General features: G+C 63.2%; 15 protein-coding genes and 2 pseudogenes. 7 read left to right on the top strand and 10 right to left on the bottom strand.

Translation table 11 applies throughout. The features are described 5' to 3' along the window. The 3 genes from ACKFR8_RS08450 to ACKFR8_RS08460 are packed head-to-tail and all read left to right on the top strand — an operon-like array spanning position 1 to position 4,050. Positions 1-2,211, top strand: a complete 2,211-nt coding sequence (locus ACKFR8_RS08450; protein WP_408929767.1) for a heavy metal translocating P-type ATPase — start codon at positions 1-3, stop codon at positions 2,209-2,211. An 11-nt stretch (positions 2,212-2,222) separates the two neighbouring features. Next, positions 2,223-3,557, top strand: a complete 1,335-nt coding sequence (locus ACKFR8_RS08455) for an MFS transporter (protein WP_408929768.1) — start codon at positions 2,223-2,225, stop codon at positions 3,555-3,557. A 28-nt stretch (positions 3,558-3,585) separates the two neighbouring features. Beyond that, a complete protein-coding gene (locus ACKFR8_RS08460; RefSeq protein WP_296134357.1) occupies positions 3,586-4,050 on the top strand; it encodes a VanZ family protein in 465 nt (154 codons plus the stop codon). A 13-nt stretch (positions 4,051-4,063) separates the two neighbouring features. Here ACKFR8_RS08460 and dnaB read toward each other — a convergent pair whose 3' ends face one another. From dnaB to ACKFR8_RS08500, 8 genes and pseudogenes are all read right to left on the bottom strand, one after another. After that, entirely contained in the window at positions 4,064-5,491 is a 1,428-nt protein-coding gene (gene dnaB / locus ACKFR8_RS08465; protein WP_408929769.1) for a replicative DNA helicase, read from the bottom strand. Positions 5,492-6,075: 584 nt separating this feature from the next. Next, a pseudogene (gene rplI, locus ACKFR8_RS08470) lies at positions 6,076-6,529 on the bottom strand (50S ribosomal protein L9). 46 nt (positions 6,530-6,575) lie between these two features. After that, positions 6,576-7,169 carry a single-stranded DNA-binding protein gene (locus tag ACKFR8_RS08475; protein WP_408929770.1) on the bottom strand — a complete coding sequence of 198 codons (594 nt, stop codon included), beginning with the start codon at positions 7,167-7,169 and terminating at the stop codon, positions 6,576-6,578. Positions 7,170-7,233: 64 nt separating this feature from the next. Further along, positions 7,234-7,524: a 30S ribosomal protein S6 gene (rpsF, locus tag ACKFR8_RS08480; RefSeq protein WP_408929771.1), complete on the bottom strand. Its 291-nt coding sequence runs from the start codon at positions 7,522-7,524 to the stop codon at positions 7,234-7,236. A 140-nt stretch (positions 7,525-7,664) separates the two neighbouring features. Continuing rightward, a complete protein-coding gene (locus ACKFR8_RS08485) occupies positions 7,665-7,853 on the bottom strand; it encodes a hypothetical protein (RefSeq protein WP_408929772.1) in 189 nt (62 codons plus the stop codon). After that, complete coding sequence (locus ACKFR8_RS08490; RefSeq protein WP_408929773.1) at positions 7,850-9,241, bottom strand: glycosyltransferase family 87 protein; 1,392 nt, start codon at positions 9,239-9,241, stop codon at positions 7,850-7,852. Before ACKFR8_RS08490 ends, ACKFR8_RS08485 begins: the two co-directional genes overlap by 4 nt. Before the next feature lie 9 nt (positions 9,242-9,250). Then, positions 9,251-11,485 (bottom strand): transglycosylase domain-containing protein, encoded by a 2,235-nt coding sequence (locus ACKFR8_RS08495; RefSeq protein ID WP_408929774.1) that lies wholly within the window; start codon positions 11,483-11,485, stop codon positions 9,251-9,253. Between the two features lie 76 nt (positions 11,486-11,561). Further along, positions 11,562-11,942 (bottom strand): DUF5318 family protein, encoded by a 381-nt coding sequence (locus ACKFR8_RS08500; protein ID WP_408929775.1) that lies wholly within the window; start codon positions 11,940-11,942, stop codon positions 11,562-11,564. Between the two features lie 124 nt (positions 11,943-12,066). Between ACKFR8_RS08500 and ACKFR8_RS08505 the strand changes: the two genes are divergently transcribed. The 3 genes from ACKFR8_RS08505 (at position 12,067) to ACKFR8_RS08515 (ending at position 14,129) form a co-directional block, all read left to right on the top strand. Beyond that, positions 12,067-12,546, top strand: a complete 480-nt coding sequence (locus ACKFR8_RS08505) for a MarR family winged helix-turn-helix transcriptional regulator (RefSeq protein WP_408929776.1) — start codon at positions 12,067-12,069, stop codon at positions 12,544-12,546. Between the two features lie 87 nt (positions 12,547-12,633). Continuing rightward, positions 12,634-13,623 carry a universal stress protein gene (locus ACKFR8_RS08510; protein ID WP_408929777.1) on the top strand — a complete coding sequence of 330 codons (990 nt, stop codon included), beginning with the start codon at positions 12,634-12,636 and terminating at the stop codon, positions 13,621-13,623. A 17-nt stretch (positions 13,624-13,640) separates the two neighbouring features. After that, complete coding sequence (locus tag ACKFR8_RS08515) at positions 13,641-14,129, top strand: hypothetical protein (protein ID WP_408929778.1); 489 nt, start codon at positions 13,641-13,643, stop codon at positions 14,127-14,129. Here ACKFR8_RS08515 and ACKFR8_RS08520 read toward each other — a convergent pair. Both ACKFR8_RS08520 and ACKFR8_RS08525 read right to left on the bottom strand, forming a co-directional pair. Next, the gene (locus ACKFR8_RS08520) at positions 14,126-15,067 is read right to left on the bottom strand and encodes an oxygen-dependent tRNA uridine(34) hydroxylase TrhO (RefSeq protein WP_408929779.1); all 942 of its coding nucleotides are present in this window, start codon (positions 15,065-15,067) and stop codon (positions 14,126-14,128) included. The genes ACKFR8_RS08515 and ACKFR8_RS08520 overlap by 4 nt on opposite strands. A gap of 178 nt (positions 15,068-15,245) precedes the next feature. Then, positions 15,246-16,742: a DUF1846 domain-containing protein gene (locus ACKFR8_RS08525; RefSeq protein WP_408931008.1), complete on the bottom strand. Its 1,497-nt coding sequence runs from the start codon at positions 16,740-16,742 to the stop codon at positions 15,246-15,248. Between the two features lie 93 nt (positions 16,743-16,835). On the opposite strand from ACKFR8_RS08525, the pseudogene ACKFR8_RS08530 reads away from it, so the two are divergent. Further along, positions 16,836-17,646 (top strand): annotated as a pseudogene (locus ACKFR8_RS08530) (Fpg/Nei family DNA glycosylase). The last annotated feature ends 8 nt before the right edge of the window (positions 17,647-17,654 follow it).

Here is a 17,654-nt window from a genome sequence, read left to right on the forward strand (position 1 = left end):
ATGACCGTCAGCACACAGCCACAAGGCCCCCTCGCGCACCTCGACCTCGGCGTCACCGGCATGACGTGCACCTCATGCTCCTCCCGGGTCGAGCGCAAGCTCAACAAGGTCGACGGAGTCGAGGCCACCGTCAATTTCGCCACGGAATCCGCCTCCGTGAGCTACGACCCCGCCACAACCACGCCCAGCGACCTCATCGAGGTTGTCGAAGGCGCAGGCTATGGTGCCTTCGCCATGGGTGGTGAGGATGAGGGGAACTCGGCGCCCACTACGACGGAATCCGCCCGTGATGCCGAAGCCGCCGACCTGCTGCAGCGCACGCTCGTCTCCGGGGTGTTGTCAGTGCCGCTCATGGTGCTGTCCATGGTCCCGGCCCTGCAATTCCAGCATTGGCAGTGGGCGTGCCTGGTGCTCGCGACCATCGTCTACATCTTCGGCGGCGCGCCCTTCCACCGGGCCACCTGGGCCAACCTCAAGCACGGTGCGGCCACGATGGACACGCTCATCACCTTGGGCACCACTGCCGCGTATGCTTGGTCACTCTATGCCCTTTTCCTGGGCAACGCCGGCATGCCCGGCATGACCATGCACATGACGCTGCGCTCCAACAACGCCCAAATGGACCACATCTACCTCGAGTCCGTAGGCATGGTCATCACCTTCCTACTCCTCGGACGGTGGTTTGAGGTCAAGGCAAAGGGACGTTCCTCCGAGGCTTTAACCACCTTGCTCACCATGGGGGCGAAAGACGCCACGGTTCTGCGGGGAGAGTCCGAACAACGCATCCCTGCCTCTGACCTGCGCGTGGGCGACATCATCGTGGTTCGCCCTGGTGAGAAGATCGCCGCGGATGGTGTCGTCACCGCCGGCCACTCCGCAGTTGATGAATCTTTGCTCACTGGCGAATCTCTCCCCGTTGAGGTCTCCCCAGGCAGCCGCGTTACAGGCGCGACCATCAACGCCTCCGGCCGCCTCGAAGTGCGCGCCACGCGCGTCGGTTCCGATACCGTCTTGGCCCAGATGGGCAAGCTCGTCACCGATGCTCAGGCGTCGAAAGCCCCCATCCAGCGCTTGGCCGATCGCATCGCGAGTGTCTTCGTCCCCATCGTCATCGGTATCGCGCTGCTGACGCTCGTCGCGCACCTCTTTGTCGGCGGCATGGCCCCAGCATTCGTCGCCGCCGTCGCCGTCCTCATCATTGCGTGTCCGTGCGCGATGGGCTTAGCAACGCCCACCGCGATCCTCGTCGGCACCGGGCGCGGCGCCGAACTGGGAATCCTCATCAAGGGCCCGGAGATCCTGGAATCGACCCGGCAGATCGACACCATCGTGCTCGACAAGACCGGCACCATCACCGAGGGCCGCATGTCAGTCACGGAGGTAGCCCCCACTGCTGCAGCGAGCCTCACCGAGGATGAGCTCCTGCGCCTCGCCGCAGCCGTGGAGAAGGGCTCCAAGCACCCCATCGCTCGCGCCATCGTTGGCGCCTACGAGGGCGAACTACCGACCGCGGAAAACTATGAGGAGCTTCCCGGCCAGGGTATTGAGGCGACTGTCGTCACCTCCCGAATCCGCGTCGGCCGTCCGCCGGCTGGTTACCAGGGCACGGGCACGCTGGTCGGCGTCTACGTCGACGGTGACCTTGCCGGAACCATTGAGCTGCATGACCGCATCAAGGATTCCTCCGCGACAGCCATTGCACGTCTGAAAGAACTTGGTCTCGAGCCCTACCTGCTCACCGGAGATAATGCTGGCGCAGCGCGTGCCGTAGCCAGCGAGGTTGGCATCGACCCGTCAGACGTCCAGGCAGAGGTCATGCCCGAGGACAAGGTGGATGCCGTCAAACGCCTGCAGGCGGAGGGGAAGGTCGTGGCCATGGTGGGCGATGGCGTCAATGATGCCGCTGCACTTGCCCAGGCCGACCTTGGTATCGCCATGGGCGCTGGCGCAGACGTCGCCATCGAGGCTTCCGATATCACCGTGATGAACAACGATCTGCGCTCGGTGGCCGATTCTGTACGGCTCGCCCGACGCACGCTGCGCATTATTGAGGGCAATCTCTTCTGGGCTTTTGCCTACAATATTATTCTTATCCCCGTTGCCGCGTTCGGCCTGCTCAACCCGCTTCTCGCCGGCCTGGCCATGGCGTTTAGCTCCGTGTTCGTCGTCACGAACTCGCTTCGCCTGAGAGGTTTCACCTCAGCGGAGTAGATTTACTGTGCATGAACCAGCTTGACCATCGCACAGTCTCTCGCACCGAGCGGCTCGACCGCCTACCGGTTACTCCCAAACACAAACGCCTCCTCTTCGGCTCCGGCATCGGGTGGGCGCTCGATGCCATGGATGTGGGTCTCATCTCCTTCATCATGGCCGCCCTCGCCGTGCACTGGGGTATCACGCCCACCGAGTCCTCGTGGCTTGCCTCCGTCGGCTTCATCGGCATGGCACTGGGAGCGACCTTCGGCGGACTCTTAGCCGATAAATTTGGCCGCCGCCACATCTTTGCCCTGACTTTGCTGGTGTACGGCCTCGCCACTGGTGCGTCTGCCCTGACAACGAGCCTGACGTTGCTCATCATTCTGCGCTTCTTCATTGGGCTGGGCCTCGGCGCCGAGCTCCCTGTAGCCTCCACCCTCATCTCCGAGTTTGCGCCCCTGAAGGTGCGCGGCCGCATGGTGGTCCTACTCGAAGCCTTCTGGGCCGTGGGCTGGATTCTGGCGGCGGTTATTGGAACGTTCGTCGTGGGGGCGTCGGAAAGCGGCTGGCGCTGGGCCCTCGCCTTCGGCATGGTGCCGGCACTCTACGCCTTGTTCGTGCGCCTCCACTTTCCAGAATCCGTCCGCTTCCTCGAATCGCAAGGCAGCCACGAGGAAGCCGAGGAGGTCGTCGCGTCCTTCGAAGCGGAAGCCGATGAGGCCGACATCGACCACAGCACGCCCGCCCCGACCTATTCGGAAGAGGACGTCACCGCCACCAGCATCTGGTCGAAGAGCCTGCGCGGTCGCACCGTGGCGCTGTGGGCCATCTGGTTCTGTGTCAACCTCTCCTACTACGGCGCCTTCATCTGGATCCCGTCGCTGCTCGTGGCCGATGGCTTCTCCCTGGTGAAGTCCTTCAGCTTCACCCTCATCATCACCCTGGCCCAGCTGCCCGGATACGCCGCGGCCGCGTGGCTCATTGAGGTATGGGGCCGCCGCAGCACCCTGGCCACCTTCCTGGTCGGCTCCGCCCTCGCGGCGGGTCTCTACGGCATGGCTGGCTCCGAGGCCACCATCATTCTGGCCGGCTGCCTGCTCTCCTTCTTCAACCTGGGTGCGTGGGGCGCGCTCTACGCTATCGGCCCGGAGCTCTACCCCACCGCCCTGCGCGGCCGGGGCACCGGTGCGGCCGCCGGCTTCGGCCGCCTCGCCTCCATCCTCGCCCCGCTCATCGTCCCGCCGCTCGTTGCCGCCGGCGGTGTAGGCTGGCTCTTCGTACTCTTCGCCGCCGCTTTCGCCATCGCGGCGCTTGCGGCGTTGTGCCTCTCAGAGCTGAAAGGAAAGGCGCTTGCTCGCTAGGATTTCACTGCCCGCGTGGGTGGCCGTCATGGTCGCACTCACCACGCTCAAGCCCTTCTACCAGATCGGCTACCTGTGGAACCCCGACAAGCAACGCGTCCGCGACCTGCGCCTCGTGCCGCTCGACGAGTTTTCCGGCGGCACCTGGTTCGGCCCGCTCTTTGAATACGCAGGCAACACCGCCTTCTTTATCCCCTTCGGCATGTTGGTCTTCGTGTTATGCCGCTCCCTGCCGCGCACTACCGCGTGGGGCTTCGGACTGAGCCTAGCCCTGGAGTTTGTGCAATACTCCTTCGCGCTCGGGCGCACCGACATCGACGATCTTCTCTTCAATACCCTGGGCGCGTTCATCGGCGCCGCGTGCGCTCGCCTGTTCGGCGAGCGCTTCTTCCCCGTCTGGCGCTGGCTAGCACTCGCCGCGGCCGGCGTGTTTGTAGTGCTGGTCATCCTCGGGCCCCGGCTCGGGGACCCCGCCGCGGTGGTGGAATTGTAGTTCTCCCCTCGCCTTAGCCGTGGGCCATGTTGACGAACTTGGAGTAGTGCAGCTGGTGGGCCACCTTCACGGTATCGATGGGGCCACCGCGGTGCTTGGCCAAGATGATGTCAGCCTCGCCTGCGCGGGGATCATCGCGGTCCTGTGAATCCGGGCGGTAGAGCAGCATAACCATATCGGCGTCCTGCTCCAGCGAGCCGGACTCACGCAGATCCGCCAGCTGCGGCTTCTTGTCCGTACGGGACTCCGGGCCACGGTTGAGCTGCGAAATCGCAATCAGCGGCACCTCGAGCTCCTTGGCCAGCAGCTTAAGCTGACGCGAGAATTCCGAGACCTCTTGCTGGCGGGACTCGACCTTCTTGCCCGAGGACATCAGCTGCATGTAGTCCAGCACGATGAGGTCGAGGCCGTGCTGCTGCTTGAGCCGGCGGGCCTTGGAGCGGATCTCCATCATGGTGAGGTTCGGGGAATCATCAATGAACAGTGGTGCGTCCTGGATGCGGTTGAGCGTGTCATCGATCTTTGCCCAGTCCTCGGTAGAGACGCGGCCACCGCGCATATCCGTCAGCTTCACCTCTGCCTCCGCAGACAGCAGACGCATGACAATCTCCGAGGCGGACATCTCGAGGGAGAACACTACCGAGGTCTTGCCGTGCTGCAGGGAAGCAGAGCGCATGAAGTCCATGGCGAGCGTGGACTTACCCACGCCCGGCCGGGCCGCGACGATGATCATCTGCCCGGCACGCAGGCCGTTGGTGAGGTTATCCAGGTCAATAAAGCCGGTAGGCACACCGGCATCCACGCCGTTCTGCTGCAGGGAGGCGAGCTCATCGATGGTGGGATCGATGAGGTCACCCAATACGCGGTAGTCGTCCGTGTTCTTCTTCTGCGCCACGCCGAAGACTTCCTGCTGCGCGCGGTCCAGCACCGCGTCGACCTCGAGGTCCTCGGAGCCCTCAAAGCCCAGTTGCACCACGCGCGTGCCCGCATCCACCAGCTTGCGCAGCACCGCCTTCTCCGCCACGATTTCCGCGTAGTAGCGCGCGTTCGCCGCCGTGGGGACGGTGGCAAGCAGCGTGTGCAGATAGGGCGCGCCGCCGACGCGCTCCAAGTTGTTATAGCGATCCAGGCGGGAGTTCACAATCACCGCGTCGATGTCCGTGCCCGCCGCGTATAGATCAATCATCGCCTGATAGATCAGCTGGTGCGCCGGGTAATAGAAGTCATCCGGCTCGAGCTCCTCAATGACCTCCATTACCGTGTTGGGGCTGAGCAGCATCGCACCCAGAACGCCCTGCTCCGCCTCACGGTCCGCCGGCGGTTGACGGAACTCGCCGTAGCGCTTCGGCTCCTCCTGCCGGCGGAAGCTGCGGCGCGGTTCCTCCTCCGCAGGCTCGGGCGGTGGCGGCACGGAATCGTCATCAAAGCTGGCGTTCGTCATAGTTCATCGACCCCCAAATAACAGTCATTGTCTGAAGTACACATCAGTGTAGCCGAGCCCCGGACACTCCCCCTTGGGTATAACTCTCACAGTTATCCACAGCGGCCTGTGGAATTACCAGCTCATGGCGTCAGCCGTTTCCGTCGGCCGAGGTCAGCCCTGTGGATAACCTTTCAGGCCCATGACCTGCGATGATAAAACGCGCAGGTCACAGCATATTTTTGCAGGTGTGAAAAAGTGCACAAAATCCGTGGAAAAGTACGACTATTCCGCCGAAATTGCCACTACCAGCGGGTTAACTTCAAGCAGCGTGAGTAAACTCACCGTAAATTCGGCGCGGTTTTATCCACAGAATGTGGGAGTTATCCACAGGCAGCTGCCACGCGTCCGGGGCAATGATTCCACCTGCGTTAGGACCCCCGAATTCTGACTACACATGACTCAGGGCCGCACCCCTCTCACCACCTCACATGGTGGGAGGAGCACGGCCCTGAAGCCTTGCTGTTGTCAGTGGGTCACCGCGCACTGCCTCACAGCGCCTCACACACTGGGGCTGCGACGGCGACCGTCGTGCGCCTTAAATCTTAGGCAGCGACGACCGAGAAGTTCACCTTGCCGAGAACCTCAGCGTGCAGCTTGAGCTCGACTTGGTAGTTGCCGGTCTTCTTGACCAGGCCCTTGGGAAGCACAACAATGCGCTTGTCCAGCTTCGGACCGCCAGCGGCGGCAACGGCGTTCACGATGTCCTCTGCGGACACGGAGCCGAAGAGCTTGCCAGACTCGGAGGTCTTCACGGGGACGTTAACGTCCTTGAGCTCCTCCAGCTGGGTGCGGATTTCGCGTGCGTGATCCAGGTCGCGGATCGCGCGAGCATCCTGGGCGCGCTTGATGCCCTCGATTCTGCTTCTCAGCACCGCGGGTGGCAACGATAGCCAGACCGCGCGGAAGCAGGTAGTTACGTCCGTAGCCGTCCTTAACCTCAACAATTTCGCCGGGGGCGCCGAGGTTCTCAACGGCAGCGGTGAGGATCAGCTTCATGATCCCTGCCTTTCAATTGAGTTAAATGAATAATTGCGTGACAGTCTTAGAACGGGGGTTCTGCATCTGCACCGCCGAAGCTTCCCGCCTGGGGCGCCGAATTCCACGGATCATTGCTAGGAGCCGACTGCTGCTGTGACTGCTGCGGGGCCTGGGACTGGTTTCCGGAGAAACCACCCTGGTTGTTGCCACCGCCGTAGTTGTTGCCGCCGCCGTAATTGCCGCCACCTTGCTGCTGGCCGCCGCCGTAGTTGCCACCGTTGCCGCCGTTTCCGGACTTGCGGGTGACCTGAGCGGAAGCGTAGCGCAGGGACGGGCCCACCTCATCGACCTCGATCTCAAAGACGGTGCGGTTCTCGCCCTCACGGTTCTGGTAAGAACGCTGGCGCAGACGGCCAGTGACGATAACGCGCATGCCCTTGGTCAGGGTCTCCGCAACGTTTTCTGCGGCTTGGCGCCACACGTTGCAGGTGAGGAACATGGCCTCGCCGTCCTCCCACTGAGACGTCTGCTGGTTGTAGCGACGCGGGGTGGAGGCAACGCGGAAGTTAGCCACCGCGGCACCTGCCGGGGTAAAGCGCAGTTCCGGGTCAGCAACGATGTTGCCAACAACCGTAATGTTGGTATCTCCCTGAGCCATGTCTTTTACTCCTTAAATATTGGTTACGTGGATTCGCGAAGAAATGCTCGAAACCCAGTATCCGCTATTTGCTGTCGGTGCGCAGAACCTTGGTACGCAGAATGGAGTCGTTCAGGTTCAGACGACGATCGAGCTCGAGCACCGAGTGGGACTCGCACTCCAGGTCAACGACGGCGTAGATGCCCTCTTCCTTCTTGTTGATCGGGTAGGCAAGACGGCGCTTGCCCCACACATCAACCTTGTCGACTTTGCCGCCATCCTTGCGAATAGCCTCGAGGAACTTGTCCAGGGACGGGGTTACGGTGCGCTCATCCTGAGTGGGATCCAGAATGATCATGACTTCGTAGTGACGCACGGACCTCATCACCTCCTATGGTCTAGTAATTGGTATCGGCCATATCACCTTTGCGGATATGGCAGGAGGGTCTGTTGCGTCAAGCAACCCCCACACAGTACCGCATTGACCGGCGGAAAAGAAATCCGCGACTCCGGGCGCTAGCTGCGCATCGTGGTGGCGAAGAAGATGGCGCTGCCCGCGGGAATTACCGTGAGGAGCAGCAGCGCCAGCAGGCCCAGGACCAGGGGCCACGTCCGGTCCTCCGAACGCTGGTACAGGTAGTAGGCGCCCAGCACGCAGAAGAACCCCAGCGTGATGGACACGATGCCAATGAGGGTGAGGATCATCGCGCGAAGTCCCCCACCAGCGGGTCCCGCCCGCCGTGCGCGGCGCGCACCTTGTCCTCGGACTTGCCCCACATCTGGCGTAGGACCAAGACGCCGATGGCCACGATGAAGCCATCACGGGTCAGCACGGCCAGATCGAGCATTTCCTGCGGCAGGCCCTTGTTGTCGGCACCGAGCATGTGCCACATGAGGATGGGCCACACTACAGCGTCGGCAAGCGCCCAGCTCATGATGAGACGCCAGCGCGGCAGCGCCAGCACCGCCGGCACCAGCAGCCACAGGGAGTACTGCGGAGACCACACCTTGTTGAAGAGCAGGAACGCCATGACGATGAGGTAGATCATCTCGCCCACGCGCGGGGTCCGGGGTGCTCGCAGGCCCACCACGGCGATAGCCGCGCAGCAGGCCAGGAATCCCACGAGGGAAAATGTGTTGAGGAAGTCCGGCTCGAAGTTGATGCCGAAGATGCGGCTGAGCACCGCGTAGATGGTGGTCCACTCGGCGCCGCGCTCCTGATTAAGGCGGAAGAACTCACGCCACGCCTCCGGGTACTTCAACGCAATCGGGACGTTGACCACGAGCCACGCCAGCACCGCGCCGCCGAGCATCTGCAGGAACGGCACCCAGCGCCGGTTGCGGATGGCCAGGACGAGGAACGCGCCCAGGATGAACAGCGGCCAGAGTTTAAAGGCGGTACCGAGACCCACCAGCACTCCGGCGAGCCAGTTCTTGTGCTTAGTCACCGCGTAGAGCGCGCCCACCATAAACGCAATGGAGGGGATGTCCCAGTTGGTAAAGGCGTGGATCACCACGAGCGGACTCGCCGCCATGAGGATGGTGTCCCAGGCACGGTTGCCCGTCAGGCGGAAGACCATGACCACGGTGCCAATCCACACCATGGCCATGATGAGGGCGGTGAGCCCGAAGTACCAGCTAACCTCCGCCATGCCGAGCCACTTCACCGCCGGGTAGGTGGTGCGCGCCAGCCAGCCGACGCCGCCCTGGAACATGCCGGCGAGCACCGGGTACTCCATGTAGCGGGTCAGGCCGTCTTCCACCCACGAATACGCGTAGGGAAAGCCCGGCTCATCCAGGCCGCGCCCACCATAGAGCGGAACAATGTCGTTGTAGCAGAAGGAGGTGTACTGGCGGTTGCCGTCCCAGTTCAGGCTGATAGTCCCGTCATCGGCCGTGCGGCTTCCGGCGCAGGTGGCCTTGCTCAAGAAGCCACAAGCCAGGAAGGTCCACGCCAAAGTAATGACCACCCGCAGGGGTGACCACCAGCTGGAACGGGGAATGCGGGCGAAGCGCCCCAACGGCCCTCCCACGGCATCGACGGCACCGCGGGCCAGGGACTCGGAGGAAAGCGGGATTAGCTTCTGGCTCACCACGTGCTCCTATTGGTTGAGTAACTGATCTAGGCCATCGCCTATGAGTTCTTCAATGTTCGGCTGCTGTGGTTGCTCAGGCTGGGCCGGTTGTTCCGGTGCCGGGGCGGGGGCACCGCCGTTCTCTGCGCCGGCCTCTCCGCCGCCTTCGCCCTGTCCGTCCGTCTCGGGCGCGGGGGCCTCACCACCCTCAGGGGTGACGGCCTCCGGCGCCGCGGGAGCCTGCGTCCAGCTCTGCGTCTGGCTCGGGTCGTACACGTAGCCGGAGCCCCAAGAACCAACGCCGTAGTTGATGGGGTAGGCCTGCGGGAAGGTCTGCTGCTCAACGTCGGCAAGCGAGGTGTCCAAGATGGACTTCCAGATCCTCGTCGGAGCGTCGGAGCCGTACATGATTCCGCCGGAGCTGTTGTAGATAGCGGAGGTGTTGTTCGCGGTACCGACCCACACAGCGGTGGCCAGCTGCGGGGTGGAGCCGACCATCCAGGCGTCCTTGTTCAGACCGGAGTCACCCAGCTGGGTGGTACCCGTTTTGGACGCCGACGGGCGCCCGCCCGCCAGCGCACCGTTGGACCAGGCGGCAACCGGCCCCATGGCCTTCAGAACGTTATTGGCCACGTTGGCGGATACGCGGCGCTCACCGGCATCAGTCGGGTTCTCATAGAGGACCTCGCCGGCGGCGTTCTCCACCTTCTCCACGAAGTGCGGCTGGTGCCACACGCCCTGGTTCGTCAGCGTGGCCATGGCGGTGGCCATGTCGAGCGGGCGGGACTGGTACTGACCCAAAACCACGCCCTCAAACGGGGTGCCGCCATTCTCCGTCAGCGTCTTCTCAATTCCCGGCAGGCTGCGCGCCACGCCCAGCGCGTGCGCCATGTCCGCGGTGTCCTGCATCTTGTTGTCCAGGTCATCCTGGAGGCGCAGGAAGGATGTGTTGTAGGAGTTCTTCAGCGCCTCCGCGATGGAACAGCTACCGCAGCCGCCGCCGACGTTGTTTACTATCTGGGAGCCCGGCAGCTGGTACGGCGCGGAGGAGTAGTTGGTCTCGAGCCCAATGCCCTGCTGGAGGGCCGCAGCCAGCGCCATGATCTTGAACGTCGAGCCGGTCTGCAGCGGGGAGTTGGCGTAGTCCCAGCCGTTGGGATCATCGCCGCCGAAGTAGCCGCGAACCGCACCCGTCGCCGGGTCGATGGTCACTGCTGCCGTGCGGGCGTCGTCCTGCAGGGGCTCCAGCTGGGCGTGGGCGGCATCTGTCGACGCATTCTGCACCGTCATGTCGATGGTGGTGGTCACCTTGAGACCGCCGGTAGCCACCTGGTCCTCCGTGATGCCGACGCGGGAGAGCTCATCAATCACCTGGTTCTTGATGTGGCCGTAGGCGCCCGGCGCCTCGGAGTAAGCGGAGTACTCGGACGGATCGCGCGTCTGCGGGAAGGCCATCTGCGAGCGCTCGGCCTGATCCAGGTCTCCCATCTCCACCAGGCCATCCATGACGTAGTTCCAGCGCGCCTGGGAGTCTTCCTCATCGACCCACGGGTCGAGCACGGACGGCGACTGAATCAGCCCGGCGAGCATCGCGCCTTCTTCCACCGTGAGGTCCTTGGCGTCCTTATCAAAGTAGGCGTTGGAGGCTGCCTCGATGCCGTAGGCGTTACGGCCGAAGTAGACGGTGTTGAGGTAGGCGTTGAGAATCTCTTCCTTGGACCACTCGTTGGTCATCTTCACGGAGTAGATGAGCTCGCGGATCTTGCGCACGTAGGAGTACTCGTCGCCCACCAGCGTGTTCTTCACATACTGCTGGGTAATGGTGGAGCCACCGCCCGCGGTGCTGTCTCCGGTGAGCTTGCCCAGTACCGCGCGGCCCAGGCCGGTAAAGGAGAAGCCGGAGTTGGTCCAGAACTCGCGGTCCTCCGCGGCCAGCACGGAGTCCTCCACGTAGTCCGGGATCTCATCCAGGCTCACTTGGCGGCGGTTGCCCTCCGGCGGGACGAGCTTAGCCAGCTGGGTCTGGCCATCGCCGGCGACGATGGTGGAGACCTGGCTGGCCTGCACGTCCTTGGGGTCCGGGACGTCGTACTGCGTATACGCGTAGCCAAAGAGAGCCGCGGGGACGGCTACGATCACCAGCAGGGTGACGAGCACGATCCACGGCCACCTGCGCTTGCGGTGGCCAGAGCGCTTGGCCTTTGTCGGCGTCGCCTTCCTATGGCGCGATGGCTTTTTCTGGGACGTTTCCTTTTCGGTCACTGATCCGTGTCCTCATCAATCCTGTACAGAAACTGTAAATATATGCAGCTTACCGGGGTGAACTGGGAAGCCAAAACTACCCTAGAGCATAGACGGTGGCGGCCCGCAGCAGATGATTCCAGCGGCATGCCGGGCACACTTCTACGTCATGGACGGTAAATTCCAGCCCTTCAGCCGCAATGTCGGCGATTTCCTGCTCGCGGCGCGCGCTTCCAGCGCGCCGCCCCAGTGCATCGCCGTATACCCAGAGCGTCAGGCGCAGGCCCTGGCCGCAGATCGGGCACGCCTTGCGCATGTCCACGCCGTGGTGTTCGGCGGCGGCTCGGAGGAGAAAGTCCGCGTCACACAGCTCCTCCCGGCTCAGCCTTCCCGCGTGAAAGTCGCGTAAGTGCTGGGCGCGTTCCCACTCGTAGGAGACTTCGTTGCGGCGCTCCACATGCTTTGACGGTGAATTCACCCGGGACAGTGTAACGGCGCGCGGCTTGGCGATCTAGATTCCGGCAACTACTTCCCCACGCAAAAGCTAATTTTTTAGCGGGCGAACTACCGCCGCAACCCTTCAATCGCTACACTTATTTTTCATGAGTGAAGAAAACGTGGAGTCCCCCACCTCCTACGAGGAAGCCCTGGACGTCGCCCGCCAGATCCAGCCCTCCCTGAACAAGCTAATGCTGATTTTCCAGCGCACCACTGAGGGCACGTCCCTGACCACGTCGCAAGTGTCCATCATGAACCAGTTGCGCATGCGCGGCCCGTCACGTGTAAGCACCATCGCTCAAGCGGAGCTCATCCGCATGCCCACCGCCTCGAATGCGCTGTACCAATTGGAGCGCCACGGGTTTGTGGAACGCCACCGCGATGAGAAGGACCGCCGCGGCGTGCTCGTGGCCCTGACCCAGCTGGGCGAATCGGAGCTGACCATTGTCTCTCGCCAGCGCGCGGCGGCTCTGGCAGAGATTCTCCGCTGGCTCGAACCGGAGGACATTAAGGACGCTGACCTGCTGGTGAACCTGATCTCCAAGCTGGCAGACGTCTACCGCCCCATCATGGACGGCAAATAGACCTTTCAGGAGCCATTTTTCGGATTTTATTTTTCTGCCCGTAGGGGTTGATAATACTTAGGAAAACAACTCCGAAACTTTAGGTGAATGGCTAAGAAAATTCCGCGCCCGTCCGAGGCTTCTCTTCCTAGTGGGGTTCCGAGCACCCCAATCCGCATCCTCGTGTCGTGGAGCCCTAGCTCCGCGGGCACCGAGGCGATCGATTTCGCAGCGTGGCTAGCGCGCACCACCGCAGTGAAGATTCGGGTGGTCTCCACCATTTCCCAACCTTTTACGGTGACCTCCTTAAGCAAGCTCACCGGCTCCTACAAGATGTGGTTTAAAAAGGAGCGCGGGAAGTGCGAGGAGGCCGTGCGCGCGGCCCTCGACCACGCCGGGGTGGACAAGTCCCAGTTGGACAAGAACGTCTCCGTGCTGGTAGCCGGCCCCGATCGCCCGCAGCTGCTGGAGGAGATGGCGCAAGACTTTAAGGCAGACGTCATCTTGTTGGGCGCCAATCAATCGGCGCCGAAGGGCCGCTTCTTCTCCGGCTCCACGGCGGACGCCCTGCTACACTACTCGCCGCTCCCGCTGGGACTGAGCCCCCGCGGCATCAAGCTATCCAAGCACGGCGTCACCCGCATCAACTTCGCGTTTACGGATCGCGGCGTGGACGACGATCCGGCGCTGCTGCGCGCAGCATGCGTGGCCAACCACGCGGGTCTGCCGCTGCGCATCCTGGCGTTTTCTGCCAAGGGGCTTATCGACGTCCCCCTGGAATACTCCGATACCTTCCCTGCCGACGCCCCGAATTGGCGCGAGCACTCCCTCTCCCTCTTGGACCGCGCCCACGACATCGTCTCCGAGAACTTCCCGGAGCTCGACGTCACCACGGCCATCGGCAGCGGCAACGGCTGGGCCGGCGCGGTGGACTCGCTGAAGTGGAAGAAGGGGGACCTTCTGTGCTTGGGCTCCTCCCCCATGGGCCCCATTGCCCGCGTCTTCATCGGCAGCACCGCCACGGAGCTGCTGCCGCACGTGCGGGTTCCCGTACTGGTCAGCCCCACCAGCACGCCTGATACAGCCGCCGCAGACTAATCGTTAGACTGCACAGCATGGCAGCAGAGCACCCCGAGAACGACCTCACCTCAGACGAAGTCAGCGACGCGGATTACACCAACCTGCGACGCCCAGAGCCGCAGACGTTCGACGAGCTTGCCGACGCCCCCGATCCCCTCGACGTCGCCGCCGCGAACCGCCGCTCCACCCGCCAAGCGCTGTGGTTCATGGTGGGCATCATCGTGGCCTCCGCCGTCTACGCCCTCATCCTGGTCGGCGTTCTGAAGCTTACCGGCGGCGGCCAGGACTGCCACTCGGCGGAGCTGGCCGCATGGCTGTGCACCAAGCAGCAACGCACCATTTACGCCACCACCACGGTGGTGCTGCCCTTCCTGGGGATGATCGGCTGCGCTATCATCATGGTGCGCAAGCTAAAGAGCTACGTGCGCTGGCGCGGCTGGATGGCCATCTTCTGGGTGATGGTGGGCCACTTCATGCTCTGGTGCATCACCGACATCCAGATCCTGTTAGCCCCCGAGCTCTAGGACTCCTGCGCAGCCCGCGCCAGGCTGGCCGCAACCTCCGCGCAGTCCTCACGCCCGCAGTGCTGGGTTTCTACGTGCTGGATGCAGTCATCACAGATGAGCACCTGCTGCCGGCAGGTGTCCTCGTTGATGCAGTTGTGGAAGGTGTTCGTCCCCTTTCCGCAGTGCACGCAGTGGCCCAGCTGAATGAAGCCCGGATCCTCAAGGCCCTGGCCAAACTCGTGGTGCATGCGCTTGTCAAAGACGTACATGGAGCCTTCCCACAGCCCGTCGTTGCCGTACTTCTCGCCGTAGCGCACGATGCCACCATCAATCTGGTAGACCTCATTGAAGCCGCGGTTCTTCATCAGTGAGGACAAGATTTCGCAGCGAATACCGCCGGTGCAGTAGGACACCACCGGCTTATCCTTCATCCAGTCATACTTGCCGGATTCCAGCTCAGCGATGAAATCGTGCGTGGTCTTCACGTCTGGGACGACGGCGTTTTTAAACTTGCCGATTTCCGCCTCCATGGCGTTGCGGCCGTCGAAGAAGACGACCTCCTCGCCGCGCTCTTCCACCAGCTTGTTAACCTCTTCGGGCTTCAGGTGCACCCCACCCCCGACGACACCGTTCTCATCCACTTTAAGCTCGCCCGGCGCGCCGAAGGCCACGATCTCCTCGCGCACCTTGACCGAAAGGCGCGGGAAGTCCTCCGCACCGCCCTCGGACCACTTGAACTCCATCTTTTTAAAGCCCGGGTATTCGCGGGTCTCGCGCACGTAGCGCTTGCAGGCGTCCATGTCGCCGCCCACGGTGCCGTTGATGCCGTGCCCCGAGATGAGGATGCGGCCCTTCAGTCCCAGCTTCTCGCACAGGGAGCGCTGCCACAGCATGATTGCGGTGGGGTCTGCGATAGGAGTGAAGCAGTAGTAGAGGAGAATCTTGCCGATAGTCACGCCGCCAATTCTAGGCCCCGCTAAGAGTCAAGCCCCAAAACCCCAGACCTGGAACCCGAAACATGCATTTCGGCGTCGCCAAGCGCTTGCCGACGCCCCACCACCCACCAGGGACTTTCGGGTTCCAGGTCTGGGGAAATGCGCGGCAGAGCCCTGTGTGGGGCATGCCCTGCGGGGCTTAGCGCTTCTGGTACAGCGCGCTCTTGCGAGCAAAGACCGGGTCGGAGGTCACGAGCACGCCCAGGTTGCGGAAGATGCCCTCATCCACAGAGCCCAGGATGGTGGTGGTGTGCACGTCGCAGCCCTCGAGCTCCTTGAGTGCGTCCAGCGCGCGGCGCGCGTTCTCGTCCTTCGCCGCCGATACCGACAGAGCGATGAGCACCTCGTCGGTGTGCAAGCGCGGGTTCAGCGAGCCCAGGTGCTTGGTCTTGAGCGTCTGAATCGGCTCGATAGACTCCGGGGACAGCAGGTGGAGGTCGTCGTCGATGCCCGCCAGGTGCTTCAAGGCGTTGAGCAGGGTGGCCGCGGAGCAGCCCAGCAGCGGGGAGGTGCGGCCGGTGATAATGGTGCCGTCGTGAAGCTGCAGCGCCGAGGCCGGCCCCTCGGTCTCCTCAGCCTTAGCACGTGCCGGCTCCACCACGGGGCGGTCGGTGGACTTGATGCCAGCCTTGGCCATAACCACGGCCGCGCGCTCGGACTGGGTGGAGTCCAGGCTGTTGCGGGCTTCCTCCACCAGCGCCTTGAAGTAGCGGCGGATGATCTCCTGTCGGGAGGCCTCGCGGCAGACCTCGTCATCGGTGATGCAGAAGCCCGCCATGTTGACGCCCATGTCCGTCGGGGACTGGTACGGCACCGTGCCGGTCAGGCGCTCCAGCAGGGACTTGAGCAGCGGGAAGGCCTCGACATCCCGGTTGTAGTTCACCGTGGACTCGCCGTGGGCAGAGAGGTGGAAGTGGTCGATAACGTTGGCGTCATTAAGGTCCACCGTCGCAGCCTCGTACGCCAGGTTCACCGGGTGATCCAGCGGGAGGTTCCAAATGGGGAAGGTCTCAAACTTGGCGTAGCCTGCCTGCACGCCGCGGACGTTCTCGTGGTAGACCTGCGACAACGCGGTGGCCAGCTTGCCGGAGCCCGGCCCCGGCGCGGTAACCACCACAAGGTCACGGGTGGTCTCCACGTAGTCGTTCTTGCCCAGTCCCTCTTCCGAGACAATAAGGTCGATGTTGGAGGGGTAGCCCGGGATGACGCGGTGGCGCGCCACCTTAAGCCCCAGCCGCTCTAGGCGCTCAATGAACGTCTCGGCTTGGCTGTTGCCGTCCTCGAGCTGGGTCATGACGATGTTGTTGACCAAGAAACCACGGCCGCGGAAGACATCCACCAAGCGCAGCACGTCATCTTCATAAAGAATGCCCAGGTCACCGCGCATCTTCTGACGCTCGATGTCCTTCGCGTTGATGCAGATCAGAATCTCCAGATCGTCCTTGATGCGCTCCAGCATGGCGATCTTGTTATCCGGGGTGAATCCGGGGAGGACGCGGGAGGCATGCATGTCATCAAAGAGCTTGCCGCCCATTTCCAGGTAGAGCTTGCCGCCGATTTCCTCCCGGCGGGCGTTGATGTGCTCCGACTGCAGTTCAATATATTTCTCACGGTCAAAACCGAGCGCGCGCCTCATCATGGGCCCTTCCGTCCAACAGGATAGTACTCAAGAAGTCTACAGCAGCACCCCGGCGTGGCCCGAACACCAAGGCCGCGTAAACTTTTCCCTATGCCTGAGGGACATGTCATTCACCGCCTCGCGCGCACGCTCAACGCCGACTTCCGCAGCGGCCCCCTGGCCGTAAGCAGCCCGCAGGGTAGGTTCGCCACGGAGGCAGCGCTCGTCAACGATTCCCGTCTCGCTCTTGCCGAAGCCTTTGGCAAGCACCTCTTTATCCACTTCGACGCCGCGGATCCACGCCACGTCATCTACATCCACTTGGGCCTCATTGGCTCCCTGCGCTTTGAGCCTTCCGCTGATGTGTGGGGCCAGATCCGCCTGCGAATCGACAACGGCACGAGCGCCGCCAACCTGCGCGGCCCACAATTCTGCACGCTCATCACGGAGGAGGACTACCAGGCCAAGGTGGCGAAGGTGGGCCAGGATCCACTCCGCGCCGACGCCGACCCCGATGCCCTGTGGTCCCGGGTGCACGCCTCGCGGCGCAGCATCGGCGCCCAGCTCATGGACCAGGGCCTCTTCGCCGGCGTGGGAAACATCTACCGCGCCGAGGCCCTCTTCCGTCAGGAGCTCTCCCCCTTCATCCCCGGCACCCAGCTGGACCGCGCGGAGTTCGACGCCGTGTGGGAAGACCTTGTGGATTCTGATGGACTACGGCGTCGAGCACGGCCGCATCGACACCGTCCGCGAAGCCCATACCCCGGAGGCCATGGGCCGCGAGCCCCGCAAGGATGACCACGGGGGCGAGGTCTATGTCTACCGCCGCGCCGGCCAGCCCTGCCATGTGTGCGGCACCGAGATCCAGGAGAAGGTGATGCAGGGCCGCAACCTCTTCTGGTGCCCCACCTGCCAGGGCTAGACTCTTCG

Source organism: Corynebacterium axilliensis (assembly GCF_046097495.1).
Lineage (GTDB): Bacteria > Actinomycetota > Actinomycetes > Mycobacteriales > Mycobacteriaceae > Corynebacterium.